Annotated in this window: 13 protein-coding genes; 1 reads left to right on the top strand and 12 read right to left on the bottom strand. The window is 44.4% G+C overall.

What is annotated here, in order from left to right:
* Positions 1 to 97: 97 nt before the first annotated feature.
* From HJG54_RS17795 to HJG54_RS17775, 5 genes are all read right to left on the bottom strand, one after another.
* Positions 98 to 1123 (bottom strand): DUF6745 domain-containing protein, encoded by a 1026-nt coding sequence (locus HJG54_RS17795; protein ID WP_316430360.1) that lies wholly within the window; start codon positions 1121 to 1123, stop codon positions 98 to 100.
* Between the two features lie 212 nt (positions 1124 to 1335).
* Positions 1336 to 3195 carry a hypothetical protein gene (locus HJG54_RS17790; protein ID WP_316430359.1) on the bottom strand — a complete coding sequence of 620 codons (1860 nt, stop codon included), beginning with the start codon at positions 3193 to 3195 and terminating at the stop codon, positions 1336 to 1338.
* Between the two features lie 121 nt (positions 3196 to 3316).
* The gene (locus tag HJG54_RS17785) at positions 3317 to 3946 is read right to left on the bottom strand and encodes a hypothetical protein (protein WP_316430358.1); all 630 of its coding nucleotides are present in this window, start codon (positions 3944 to 3946) and stop codon (positions 3317 to 3319) included.
* A gap of 89 nt (positions 3947 to 4035) precedes the next feature.
* Positions 4036 to 4908, bottom strand: coding sequence for a hypothetical protein (locus HJG54_RS17780; protein WP_316430357.1), 873 nt, complete (start codon positions 4906 to 4908; stop codon positions 4036 to 4038).
* Between the two features lie 25 nt (positions 4909 to 4933).
* A complete protein-coding gene (locus tag HJG54_RS17775) occupies positions 4934 to 6331 on the bottom strand; it encodes a hypothetical protein (RefSeq protein WP_316430355.1) in 1398 nt (465 codons plus the stop codon).
* A 140-nt stretch (positions 6332 to 6471) separates the two neighbouring features.
* On the opposite strand from HJG54_RS17775, the gene HJG54_RS17770 reads away from it, so the two are divergent.
* Positions 6472 to 7533 (top strand): IS4 family transposase, encoded by a 1062-nt coding sequence (locus HJG54_RS17770; RefSeq protein WP_316435645.1) that lies wholly within the window; start codon positions 6472 to 6474, stop codon positions 7531 to 7533.
* Positions 7534 to 7557: 24 nt separating this feature from the next.
* Here the strand turns inward: HJG54_RS17770 and HJG54_RS17765 are convergent, their stop codons facing one another.
* The 7 genes from HJG54_RS17765 to HJG54_RS17735 form a co-directional block, all read right to left on the bottom strand.
* Positions 7558 to 8178 carry a hypothetical protein gene (locus HJG54_RS17765; protein ID WP_316430354.1) on the bottom strand — a complete coding sequence of 207 codons (621 nt, stop codon included), beginning with the start codon at positions 8176 to 8178 and terminating at the stop codon, positions 7558 to 7560.
* Between the two features lie 77 nt (positions 8179 to 8255).
* On the bottom strand, positions 8256 to 10856 hold the full coding sequence (locus HJG54_RS17760; protein ID WP_316430353.1) for a hypothetical protein: 2601 nt from the start codon (positions 10854 to 10856) through the stop codon (positions 8256 to 8258).
* Between the two features lie 9 nt (positions 10857 to 10865).
* The gene (locus HJG54_RS17755; RefSeq protein ID WP_316430352.1) at positions 10866 to 11441 is read right to left on the bottom strand and encodes a GUN4 domain-containing protein; all 576 of its coding nucleotides are present in this window, start codon (positions 11439 to 11441) and stop codon (positions 10866 to 10868) included.
* 461 nt (positions 11442 to 11902) lie between these two features.
* Positions 11903 to 12241: a hypothetical protein gene (locus tag HJG54_RS17750; RefSeq protein WP_316430351.1), complete on the bottom strand. Its 339-nt coding sequence runs from the start codon at positions 12239 to 12241 to the stop codon at positions 11903 to 11905.
* 213 nt (positions 12242 to 12454) lie between these two features.
* Positions 12455 to 12913 carry a hypothetical protein gene (locus HJG54_RS17745; RefSeq protein WP_316430350.1) on the bottom strand — a complete coding sequence of 153 codons (459 nt, stop codon included), beginning with the start codon at positions 12911 to 12913 and terminating at the stop codon, positions 12455 to 12457.
* A gap of 45 nt (positions 12914 to 12958) precedes the next feature.
* Positions 12959 to 13417, bottom strand: a complete 459-nt coding sequence (locus tag HJG54_RS17740) for a hypothetical protein (RefSeq protein WP_316430349.1) — start codon at positions 13415 to 13417, stop codon at positions 12959 to 12961.
* A 21-nt stretch (positions 13418 to 13438) separates the two neighbouring features.
* Positions 13439 to 13633 carry a hypothetical protein gene (locus tag HJG54_RS17735; RefSeq protein WP_316430347.1) on the bottom strand — a complete coding sequence of 65 codons (195 nt, stop codon included), beginning with the start codon at positions 13631 to 13633 and terminating at the stop codon, positions 13439 to 13441.
* Positions 13634 to 13709 lie beyond the last annotated feature (76 nt).

Here is a 13709-nt window from a genome sequence, read left to right as displayed (position 1 = left end):
GAAGAACTAAGGCATAGGGATAGGTATCTCCTTCAACGGTGTGATGGTCAATGTGTTATTTTTCAGTTTTCTACTTTAAGTTGTCAAAGGTAGTTATTTAGAGAAGAGAATAATAGTCTTCGGCAGTCTCAATAAACCAATACTTGCTCACCCAAGCCAATGCTTCGCAGACAGTTTCACTGTGTAATGGAGCTTCAATAATTTCGACTTTTCCTGAATGAGAATTGGTACGCTTCAGCAGAAGAATAGGCAAAGGGACGGGAATCGCATAATCATTCTCAAGTTTTAGCAAACTGTATTCATTGAAAACATCTATTTCAGTAACTTCTAAGTCCTCAGAGATTTTCTCGTAGCCGATTCCTTGTAGTAATGCTCGTCGAACTCGAGGATCATGTTCCTGAAATAGCCACTGTGCTTTCCATTCTAGGGTAGGCAATTGTCCGTATTCTTCCGGTAATCCTATCCCGTGATAGAAATATAAACTAAATCCATCAGCATAAGTGACAGCAGGTTTGGAATCGGCATGGAAACGCTCTAATTCATCAAGTGAAAAGCTTGTAGGACGATCGATCACAAGACAAGCAGTTTCAAACGGAAATATGAAGCCACAATATCTGACGATTGACTGAATTGCTTCCCATGCTTCTAAGTCGCAAGGATAGTTTAGAACAGAAATACAAAAATCAAACCAGCTCGTATACCCAAACCAAGCACTGGTAGTAATTGCATCTGCCATTTGATCGCCAAGTCGTCTGATTAAAGCAAATCTTAACTGAGCACCCATAGGTCCTTCTGGGTGTACTGCTCTTTCCCTCCGTTTTACTCCCATTTGCCCAGCTCGTGGGAGTTGACTTCTTAATTGCCATCCCAAGCTCATTAATGGAATCATGGGTTGATTTTTCCATTCATCCAATTCTCTGATTGCTTGATATGGACTTTTACAGAAGACAATCTTGGGCTTCTGTTTATCTAAGGCTCTATAAGCAAGATGAATCGATTCTTCAACTTTATTAGAATCAGTTAATCCAGTTGAATACTCCAGATCAAACCACTTTTTGTGATAGGCGATAGATAAAGCTTCTTGTTCAGGAGTAAGTTTTCTTGAGGGGCTATTCTGATTCATACCAAATCTTTAAAGCGCTCTTAATAGGTATACTTTTGGTTCAAAACTCATTCAATCAGAATGAGCCTTACAGATTTCACGAGTTGAGATGTTCAAAGCTTACGGATGATCACAACTTCAGGTGAGAGATTTGCTGAAAGTTAAGAATCTTGTGAGAACAAGTCAGAGCTTTTTTACAGGATTTAACTTATTCTCACAAAATATTCAACTAATCATTGGGAAAATTTCAAGATTAAGCCATACGCCTCAGCAACTGCTTGAAGTGTTCTTAGAGCAAAACCTGACAGTACCTCTGCTGTTCTTGTCACAACCAACGCACCTCCAGATAATACAATTCCTAACCTAGAAAACCAACTTGGCAAGGAAATTTGGTTGGGATCTGGTTGATCTGGTGGCTCCTGTTCTGCATAGGTTTCAGCGTCGTTGAGTAAAATTTCTATATCCGGCTCAAACCTTTTGAGATAATTCTTATCCATGTCATCACAGTTTTCGTTGAACTCATCATAGAGTTCTCTCAGTCTCTGGCGAAGTCTATTGTACCTCTCTTGGTGCCCAGTCCAGGTTCCTAAGCCTTGCTGTATATTCCTCTGTTCGGCTTGAGGATTACCTTGTAAAGCTTCAACATGAGCTTGATAAAGACCGTGAACGTCCCTTTGCATCTCGTAATAGCGTTGCCTCAAACCTCTATCTTCCCCAAATACCAAATCGATCCCGCCTTGAAGCAGAGTCAATATTGCTTGCACAAGGTCGTAGCACCTATTGAATTCAGGTCCGTCACCAGGCCCAGGTCTCGTTGCTGATGCATAAAGATCGTAACCATTATATGGATTCAGAATGAAATTTTGGAAACTGATTGCAACATCCTTCAATTCCTGCTCACTATGCACTTTCCATAGGTCATGAAGAAAACCTTTATATTGATGTTCTGTCTCAAGTTCTAAAGTTGCGTAGGATTTACTTGTAATAGCCATATCTTTTATAAAAGAAGGCTGAATTACAACATCCTGCAAAGACGGTACCATTTTTAAAGCGGTAAGCAATTTGTATTGATGGTCAATCAATTCAGTAGGAACATCAAAGTCTTGGATAAAGAATAGAAATTCCTCAGATCCCTTTTGGATGTCTACTTCACTTTCAAACTGCCACAGCGTATCCAGGAAGAAGTTGAGCGGTTCATTTGCTGAGTTCGTAGTTGGTTTAAGTGCAGCATAAGCACTGCCTAACCTGATCAAAGCACCAAGAAATTTGGAGTCCTGCTTCTCTTCCTGCAACTCTTGTCCTGTTAGTCCAACCGCCTTCAGCAGATTAGTTCCAAACTTCAACAGTGGTAAGCTCGGTGAATTGGTATCCTCCAAGAACTGCTTAAGTTCTTCAGTCCCCTTTTGAATCGCAGCATCGTCTTGTGCCTGCCAGAGCGTATCGAGGAAGAAATTGAGCGGTTCATCGGCTTCAGGTGTTGTTGCAATCGGGTCAAGTACGGCATAGGCTTTGCCCAACTCCAGCAGCGCATTGAGCACTTGAGCATCGGGTGGCAGCTCCAGTGAAAGTGATTCCATTGCTCTCAGTAAACCTGTTGCCAACTTCAATAAGCGAGTGGGATTTGCCACATCCTGAATGAACGCTTGTAATTGCTCTGCTCCGGTTTGCAGCCCAACCTCATCCTGCGCCTGCCACAGCGTGTCGAGGAAGAAGTTGAGCGGTGGCTCGGTTGACGAAGCTGTAGGGTTGAGCTGCGCATACACAGCGCCTAACTCAATGAGTGCACTCACAACCACGGGATCCACGGTCTCCTCCGGGGCTAGGTTGTGTCCAACTGCCTGCACCAAGGTCGTGGCAAACTTCAGCCATTGCAGCCGTTCTTCTGGCGTGTCGAATCCGGCAAACAGCTCACTCAGTTTTCCGGTTGCTGCTTTGACTGCAATGGATTCAGCCTCAGTAGAGTTGCTCTGCCACAAGGTTGCTAGGAATGCCTCGGTTCCGTCTTCAGTCGCAGTTGCCAGTGGAGTCGGATTGAGCTTGGCATACTGGAAGCCAAAGTTAACCAGTTCTCTGAGAAACTGGGCATCGAGCACGGCTTCCTCGGAGAGTGACTCGACAATGCTATCTCCAATACCATTGATTGAATTAGAGGCATGAATTGTTGAACCTGTACGCCAAATCCAGCACGAAATTCAATATTATAAGCACGATTGACTATATCTCATCCCAATCAGGATTCGAGGTGATGATTCGACCATTGAGTAAAGCTTCAAACATGGATTCAGCCGACTCAGCAGAATAGGTTTCAAGATAACCTTGTAAACGATTAGCTACACTTTTCTGGTGCTCCTCCTCATTAGCCTCCCACGCTTCGCTCAAGAAAATGTCCAAACAGTTCCATTCCTCATTGTCCTGCCAATCCGCAGACGTTAAGCAAGCATAGAGCAATGCGGCATTGATGAGATTATTGATGTTGCAGGGATCTCGCAACTCCTCATAGATTGCAGGAACTTGTCGAGCCGCAGATAGGACATTGGTTAAGGCGGTCAGAATCTCGAGTTGATCCGCAGGGCTGTATGCTCCTAACCATGCGTCAAATTCTCTAGCAGCTTGCTCGATGCCTTCATGATCAGGCTGGCACCAGAGGATGTGTAGGAAAAAGATGGGGGCATGACATTTAGCATTGGCGGTTACAGAAGGATTGAGCCTTAAATAGGCTTCAGCTAAAGCCAGCACGGCTGTTGATAGCGAGGCATCAGCTGTATCAATGCTGGCAACTTCAAGCATTCTACGAACATTGTGTAAGTACTGAGATGCTTGATTAGAACGATCTATTTCATTCATCTTCAAATTCAGCCTTTGCTATTCAACGTTACGGTTGCACACCTACATCACTAAACTAGAATCTCCATAAAGACGAAAGGCTTGGCCACTCAGTCCCGCTGAATGCGATAGTGTTCCTGTAGCTGTCGGAGTTGGAGATGTTCGACAATTTCTCCGAGCCTTGCCATATGAGCTGGATTGGTGACATCGAATGCTTCTTCAGTCACAGCCAGTGTAGCACCACCGTTCGGCAATTCAATCAAGCGTGCCCAGTTTGCAGTTCTAATTCGCTCAATACCCACGGTTTCCACTTGTAAGGGAGACCAGTAGTTGATCCACCACACCCCGTCTGGTACCCGTAAACGGTCGAATTCATCGCTAAGCAACAAAGGTGGTAGGTTATCGGTGACTCCTTCATAAGGATCGGGTTTAAGAAAACGCCGATGCTCTTCTGGGGGTCTTTTGGCGAGTGCACGTTCATATCCTCGCATGGCACGACCATGGAGATTACGCAGGGTCAGGTTGTACGTGTAACTGTAATCAGCTTGGAAATAGGAACTGATTTGAGAAAAAACGTTTAGCAAAGGTTCCAAGGTAACCTCATGCGGAATAGTGCATTCAAGTTCTTCTCTAAATTCAAGTTGCTTTTTGGATGGAGAGTAAAACGGTCTTCTTCTCCACCAAAAGATGACTGCATCATCAGAAAAATGATTAACTAAACCATAACTTTGAGAAAGCCGAGACTCACTGAGTTCGTTGAGTTCATCACGTTGAGCCATCCATCTTGCTATTCCTGTTTCAGTTAACTCAACCAATCGTTCAGTATCAATATCATGTTGAAGCTTAACTGTCAGCTCACGAGCCAAAATGTTGAGCGCATGGAATGTGGACTGCTCGCGTGATGGTTCAGATCTAGCCAAGCGTTCAGAGATAAACGCACGCCCTTCGAGTACAGGTTTAAATTCTTGGGTTGTTTCAGTCATATTGATTATCGCGTCCGTTCGTTGATTAGGGAAAAGGTGTATGAGGGTAAGGCTCATATTCAACTTGAAAGTCTGGCCCCCACCTATCATTCAAAAATTTTGCTAACCCCCGACTTGCAACTGCATACCGATACTCAAAATTGCATCTTTCAGCTATTTGAGCTTGGGTGTCTCTTTGAAAATCCAATCTTCCCAAGGCTACTACTGCTCTCGGATTTGGTGAAGAACCAAGTGCAGAATACAAGAAGTTTCCTGCTTCATCAACACGAGGTGCTTTAACTTCCCAAATTGTTCTGGTTCCGGGAGTACGTCCATCAAACTGTCTACCTACGCCTCCAGGAGTTAGGGCATAAAAATCAAAATCAGATCCAGTGATGTGCTGAGCATAAGCATTCGCTCGAATCATATCTTTTGCTTGCTTAGTGATATTGTCAGGGTCACGGATGAAGGGGTCAACTCTAGGAACGTCACCAATGATACACCGCTTGTGGCCCTCGTCCATTTCTACTTTGTGGTCAGGATCGAAATCTAGATAATTATCTGTAAACCAACGTCGGTTTCGAGCCAGACGAACCAATTCCTCAAGCTGTTCTCCGGTAACTTGTCGCAGTACTTCAATCTCATCGGGGCTCAGTTGTTGTACAAGTTCATACTCTTCATCACTTTGATAAGGCAGCCTTGTAATTGGGTTAACTTCATCTCCTCTAGGCGATACCGTTGGTCCTGCGTCTATGATTCTTGCAGCGAGGACAATGGCAATCAACGCGGCAATAGGGCGAGACAAAGCAGGTGGAACTTGGGGTGGAGCAGGAATTGGTGGCGTTTCAGGCAATGGCGAACTAATAATTTGTCCAAGCAACAAGCTGGCAAGCGGCAACTCAGGAGACTCGGACGATGCACTAGCTGTCAGTGTTTTCAAATTCTCTGCTGCGGCATTCAGGTCTGCTTCATCTTGCGCATCCCACACTTGAGCAAAGAAGCTATCCAACGCATCTGTACCTACATCATGTAAGGCTGAAGTAAAGGTTGGATATACAATAGCGGACAGCACTAAATCATTGATGCGTGATGGACTGCGTAGCTCCTCACGTAGTGTTGCAATGCTTCTGCTGACCTCTAGAACATCACTGATGTAATCTACCATCTTGATCTGGTCAGCTAAGCTAGGGAAATCTGCTAGAAATGCTTTAAATTCTCTAACAACTTGTTCAATTCCTGCTTGATCTGGGCTTAGCCAGAGCGTGTTCAGGAAAAAGTTGAAGGAATTGTCCTCTACAGTAGGGATTGTTGAAGGATTCAAATTTAGATAAGCAGATGCTAATTCAAGCAGTTCTTTGGTCAACTCTTGACTATTCAGGTCTGCGCGGTTGATGACTTGTCCAAAATCAACCAGATATTGAAAAGCTCTGGTTGGATCATCCACGTTAACCTCAAGCTCAATCGTTCTGGATTGATCCGGTCCATGCTGTGTGAGTAGAACCTCAGTACAGGACAAAAGCTTGCGAAAGGGGAGCAGGAGAGGGTTTCATGAGAATTACCACATTCTTTAACCACGAAACCCTCATGAACCAGGTTACTCTACTTCGAGATGCTTTGCGCCCTCATTTAGCTTGGCATGGAGCAAGATTGAGCTTTGTTGCTGCCTTGCTGGTTGCCCTGCTGCGAGTCAAGACTGTGAACTGTAGTGAGTTGGCAACCGCCTTCAGTGGCAAAGCGCAAACCGATTCCCATTACAAACGACTCCAACGCTTCTTTCGGCATTACGAACTCGATTATGCTGAGATTGCTCAAGCGGTTGTGGCACTGATGGCAATTCCAGAACCATGGACCCTTTCAATCGACCGGACCGAATGGCAATTTGGGGATTGTGTCTTCAATATCCGGATGCTAGGAGTTGTCCATGAAGGTGTTGCCTTTCCTTTAGTCTGGTGCCTGCTTGATAAGCGGGGTACTTCCAACAGTGTTGAACGGATGGAGTTGTTCAACCAATTTCTAGAGCGCTTTGGCGATCGAGAGGTTGCTTGCCTGACTGCCGACCGAGAGTTTGTGGGTAAAGCCTGGTTTGGTTATTTACTCGATGATCCACTCACCCCGTTTCGGATTCGCATTCGAGAAAATCACAAGCTCAGTGATGGTCGTATCAATCTTCGAGTCAGTGTTTTGTTTGCTGATTTACCTGTAGGACAGACTAAAGTTCTGCGTCATAAGCGGCGGTTGTGGGGACATTGGGTGTACATTGCAGCCGTGCGGTTAGAAGATGACTCGCTACTGGTCGTTGCAACTCAAAGCAAACCGAAATCAGCGATCAGTGATTATGCCAAAAGATGGTCAATTGAAACATTATTTGGCATTTTCAAGACTCGTGAATTTTGTTTAGAATCGACGCATCTGACGGACGCTGAGCGCCTGAGTAAGCTGTTAGCCCTACTGTCCTTAGCCCTGTGCTGGGTGTTCTTAACTGGAGAGTGGTTGCAACAACTCAAGCCGATCACGATTAAAAAGCATGGACGTAGAGCCAAGAGCATTTTTCGTTATGGTTTTGACCATCTCCGAAACATTGTGCTGAACCTGGCACAGAAAATCGATCAGTTCTTGGAGGTTCTACAATTTTTGTCCTGTACTTAGGCATTCAATATAATTGACAGAAATTTACCCACCCTCTCTATGAAGTGAGCCAAAGCGCCTTTCCCATTGATGTAAAGCATTAGCTAACAAATGAGAATTAATGGAATAAAGCTCACTATTATCTCCGTATCTAAAATAAGAGGGGTAAAATAGAGTTGCACCTATTTCAAAAAAAATTCCAGGTTCTTGACCAACCTCCGGTCCTCCCCAAATTTTGAACTCACCAAGATGTCTAACCCACCCTTGAATAGGACGAGAGGGAGATTCTGAAGTGCGAACATATACAAATAGATCGACCTTCATCTCAAGAAAGTAAATCGGCTCAGAATAGGATTGAATCTCAGCAATTATCCTCTTAACATAATCATCATGACAGGTGCCTGTTTCCCACTTCAAAAGCATTGGTTTGGCTTCATTTTCTCGTGAGTAATCTGTACCAAAACTAACTTCCCAAACCCGTGCAAAATTAGAAAATGATTCAAGAGTTTTAGTTACAGTGTCAGAATACCAAGAATTTACTTCAGAAGTCGAAAGAGAAGTAAAATCAACATGTTGCTCCGGATACCAAGAAATTTTATCTCCATCTAAAATTCCCCAAGTATCCAATAGGGGTTTAACAGGAGCCAGTGACTTTTCAATCTGCATAGTTAAATCTATCAATTTGTGATGTCAATGACATTGCTATTTTGAACTCTATACAAGCGTTTTTGGAATTGTCCCGATCATTCCTGATAAAGAATCTCTACAAACTCTACAAAATCAACTCCCCTAATCTCTCTAGTTTCTTTTCCTATGTCTACTCGACGAGGTGCCCGCAGTTCACCGTTGACAGCGCGAAAAATTTCGTCAGGAGCTAATGCCGTAGATGGCGCATTGCTGGTAATGTAGTCGATGCGAATGTATCCTTTTATATCTGTATTGAGGGCTTCTTCTCGAATCTGACTCATGGCATCAGAAAGATTGCGTTTGACATTATTAGACGTAAAATCTCCATCAGGTGTTTTGACTTCAGCAAGATACTTTACACCATTTTCACTGACAACTCGATATTCAGGGATAGGAACGCCTTGAATAAGGTTACCCTCTTCTGTTCTTGGTTGAACGACTCCCTCAACCATACGGCTATTTCCTAACAGTGTTCTACCCTCTAAGAAATCTTCAGCTAAATTGATTTCACTCCTAGCTTGCAATGCCTTAATTTGTTCCAACGGAGTGCTTGATTGAAATGTCCGAAGAAAGCGGGTAGCGAAATCGCCAGATAAGCGCCCTGGATAACTCTCCATAAAGTCTGCAAGACTGGAGAAGGTGTTTTCCATCTGTACATTACTTACACCTCCTGTTTCTCTATTTAGCCTTACAACTTCTGCAATTGCGTTGATAGCTACAATGTCATTGTCAGCAGAGTCTATTGCTCGCAAGGAATCTACGATTGTTTGTACTGACCGTTGGGGATTAAGCAGATGGCTAAATAGTTCCGGTCCTAGTACATCACGAAATTGTAATAGTGGTGTTACCAAATTGGGTTGCTGAGATAAAGCAGTAGCTAGTCCTGCATTTTGAGCAAGCTGCTCAGCCACCTGATTAACCCGATTCCACCGCTCGCCCAACTCCTGCATCAACGGCAGCAGGCGTTGTCGTAACGTTCCTAGCTCAGTAAGGTTCTCCGTCAACGCACCCACCGCTTCCTTGAGATACTCCACTACCTGCCTGTCGCCATAGGAGAGCAATTGCCCAATCGCTGAGTCAGGGGCATTGAATGCGTCAAATAAAGCCGATATCCCACTATCTAGTCGTTGCGCTGTTGTTAGCTCTGGTTGTCTAATGGCATTGAATTTGTTCGTGAGCCTTCCTAATGTTTCCCACACCCTGCTGAGGTCGTCTGCAATCGAAACAGGTTCTTGTCCACCTCGCGAGTAGCGGAGTAGCGCACTAGAGGTGCCAATCTCTAACAATGCACTCAGAAATTGGCTAAAATGCTGTGCCCCTTCGTAAAGATCCTGTTGCGTCTCTGCCCAGCCTGCTTCAATCACAAAAGAGGCAATTGAGTAACCCGCTTGATAGCCTGCGGCTAGTAACAGAATCGCATCTAGTACTGGACCAGCAGGGGTAAATTGAAGGGCTGCAAACGTACCCAGCACACCAGTAGCTAACAACCAATTGTCCTTGATGAGGTTCCAAGTTTCTAGCACCTCACCTGTTGTAGTTCGCCCTACCAACTCCAATGACTTCATCAACTTGGTTGCTCCCCGAATTTGATCGAGCACTGGAATTGTGAAGTTTTCTACGTACAGGTGATCGCCTGCAAAAAGGGCAACTTCATTGGTTCGTAAATTATTGAGTTGTTCTAAACTTGCAGGGTTGAGATAGACACGAAAACGTTGATCGCCTGTGTAGATCTCCTCCCTACCATCTGCTCGAACAATCTTGAGCGAAGCAAATTGTTCATCCAATGCGCCGCGAATAGGAGAATAGACTGTGTAAAAGGCAGCTTCGCCGTCAGTGTAGTAGTAATCGGCGTCATTACCAGGAGCATCGTAAAAGATTCGTCCATCTGAAGATGCACGGAAGATGCTGGGATTACCATACGGAGTCAGGCTATTGGCAGCACTGAGAAATTCTTGAAATTGCTGAGCCGCTCGATCAAAATTGTTGGTGGCGAAGAGGGTGGAGAGGAAAAACTCATTGTTGGAAGATGGAGCGTTGGTAGGATTGAGAGCCGCATAAGCTCCGCCCATCTCGACGATGGCACTCAGCAACTTGGGATCGTGGATCTGTGCTTGTAAGGCTGGTACTAACTTGGCTGTTTTGAGTAGACTGGTTGCAAACTGAAGCAGCTTGATCCGTTTTTCCGGTGAATCCTGGGCTTCAAAGAGGTCACTGATAGTGCCGATGGCTTTCCTCATTGAGGGTGTATAGTCTGAAGCTTCTTGCCATAAGGTTGCTAAGAAGGCATCGGTTTCCTCACCCGTGTTAGGCAAGCTAGCAGGATTGAGCTTGGCATACTCAAAGCCAAAGGCCACCAGTTCTCTGAGGAATTGGGCATCCAGTGTTCCTTCATCGGAGAGTGATTCCACATTCGTCGCCGCCTGCACCAAGTTATGGACAAAGCGCAGTGCTCCCAGTGGGTCCTCTACTCCATCGAGCAGCGTATCAAGCGCTGTCATCCCGCGTTGCAGTTCGGCCCGAATCTCCTGGTAGGGTTTGGGCGTGCTGGGGTCAGTGGGCAACTGCGCGCGCCAGAGGGAATCTAGGAAGTCCGGTGTGGTAGTGGTATCGGTATCAAGTGCCTTGGTGGAATTAAGAGCTGCATAAGTGCGCCCCAACTCCAAATATTATTCAAGACCTGAGCTTAATTCACAAGCTTCAACGCGCTGGAGAAGATAAAGAGCGTTGCTCATCCAAGGTGCCGTTTTTTCAGTTCCTCCGGCTGCTAATGCCCAATGAGGAGAGGGAAGATGACCGCGTGGTGCATTCAAATCAAATTCAGGTTTCCCCTTTGACTGAAACATGTATCGCCATCCAACCCTTTCATGAAAAGCCTTCCAAACACCAAACCAATCGCCATTAAAATCATTGACATCAAAAGACTGAAAGATTTGTTGCTGAACACTGAGGCCAAAATGATGGTCGCTATACTTCAACCAAAGCTGGTCAATCGTCTGTAAGTCCTTACAAGGAAAGTGTTTGAGTGAGTTTTCCCACCCTAATAGTCCAGCAATTGAGCCAGTCCATTTCCGTCCAGATACTTTAAGAATAATCTGCTCTGTTTCTCGATCGGCGGCTTGCCAGTTTCCTGCCGCTAAAAATTGCTCTAAGCGACCATACTCAACCGGACCGAATTCTCGATACATAGCACCTAATATTGCTATCAAAAGCATAGTACCTATCAGTAAAGTTTTGTTATTCATTTGCTCATTAAGTTAATAACGTAAAAAATTGCAGTTTCTGTGTGGAGATTGATACAGTTTTATTGCTGCGGTCAGATACATTCATCTATCAGACTCGCTCTTATCGTAAAGCAATATTAAACTGAAATGTTTGAGTTGCCAGAACGATGTTTTTTCGTATCCAGTTCTGGCAACTGTTTAGGACAAATGTAAAGGTATTAACTACTTTGCCCACCTACGAGGAGTTATTCCATGCGTAAAATCCCCATCCCTATTCTCCCCTGTGAAAGTAATCGCTTAGTCTAATGACCTCTACATCGGCTGGTGCTGCATTGGGACGAAGAACTGGATCAATTTCCTGTCCTGACCACATTCTTAGATACAATCTCAGGTCAAACGGAGCATAAATTTCATCTTGAAGCAGTTCTTGCCCAATCAGTGTATTTTGCAGAGCATCAATTACAAGCGTTGTGCAATTATCGCTATCGCTCTACTCGAACACCTGGACGAACGAGAAATTCATTGAATATTGCTTCGTTGGTTCTGAAAAATCCGTCTTCGCCAGAGTAATTGTAAAACACACCATCTACTGAGATTGCCGCATGTCCAAACGGGTTAAAACCACCACTTCCAGAAAACCCATCAGAACGACCATCAAACACATAGACAACTATGCTTGTGTTGACTACGGTGTTTTCGTTAAGGGGTGGACTGTATGCATATGGCTCACCTTGTTGCCATAGTGTATCAAAGGAGAAATTGGACTCATCTTCCCATTCTGAAACAACAGGCAAGTTTAGAGCTATATGCGCTTTTGCCATTCTCATAAACTCATGCAGAAACTCTGGAGTTTGTGCTTGTGGTTGTAATTCTGGGGACTGCTTGACTTCTTTTAACAGGTAGCTTCCGAGGTTCAGAAACTCTGAGCTGCTGTTAGATAAAACGAAGTCATTAAGCAGGCTTTCAAATTCCTGCGTGCCTTTCGGTATGCTTGAATCACCTTTTTGCCAGATTGTGTCCAGGAAAAAGTTGAGTTAGTTAGTTTCTGAACTACCAGTTGGTTCAAGTGCCGCATAAGCGCTTCCCAAGCGTGCTAATGCACTAAGGAATTTAGGCTCATGCTTCTCCTCCAGCAGTTCGTTCGATTGCTTGGCAACCTTCAACAAATGGGTTTGAAACTGAAAGAGGGGTAAGCTCGGTGAATTGGTGCCCTCCAAGAACTGCTTAAGTTCCTCAGTCCCCTTTTGAATTGCAGCATCGTCTTGTGCCTGCCAGAGCGTGTCGAGGAAGAAGTTGAGCGGTTCATTTGCTGAGTTCGTAGTTGGTTTAAGTGCAGCATAAGCACTGCCTAACCTGATCAAAGCACCAAGGAATTTGGAGTCCTGCTTCTCTTTCTGTAACTCTTGTCCTGTTGGTCCAACCGCCTTCAGCAAATTCGTCCCAAACTTGAGTGATTTAATTCGTTCTTCTTTGGTTTCCAGCGCCTCAAACAAGTCACTCAACTTTTCAATTGCTTGCCGAATTGCCGTGCGATTACTTTACTGGCTGCTGAATGAAACAAACATGGTTTCATTCTGATACCTAATAACCATAAAATAATTCTTAGGTGAAAACAGTACATATGTATCTTGATTGCTAGCAGGTGTAGCGAACCAACAACTTAAACCCAAAAACTTTGAATGTGAAAATGCTGATGTTGTAGATTGTCGATACCGCTGTTTTACAAGTTTCCCCTCAGATTGTTTTTTGATACGAATCTCCTCAACGTATCTTAAAAACTCTGGTTTAGACATTCTTGCACATAGAAATAGACTGGGACCATCCCATCCACGGGAGATTTTATAGTCTATTTCAGTTGCCGATTCAGGAAGCTGTGCTCCAAGAATCCTGGTGATTTCATCCTCAGACTCTGAGTGTCCAATTACAACACCTGCGCCTATAGAAAGGAGGAATAAAATGGTCACTGTTAAAACGGATTTTGCTGATTTTCTTGTCATGTTAAAACCTTACCTTATTTATTAAGGAATCAAGCCTCCGTTTGCGGTGAAAGGCCAGCCATAAAATGCTTCTACTCCACCTCTCTTTTCATACACTATTTCAGATGTCCACTGAATTTCTATATGATAATTTTGAGGATTAATGGTTGGAGGAATTGGCTGTCCTCGATCTAAAGCTGGTCCAGAATCAATTGCTGCGTTTTCTGTGCCCGCCACAGCGAGTCGAGGAAACTGACTCTATTGAGTAACCAAAACTTTTATCAGGCGAATAACGAAACCACAGAGGGGAATA

It is taken from the genome of Leptolyngbya sp. NK1-12, assembly GCF_032598965.1.
Lineage (GTDB): Bacteria > Cyanobacteriota > Cyanobacteriia > Elainellales > Elainellaceae > Elainella.
This window is presented reverse-complemented; position numbering and strand designations above follow the sequence as displayed.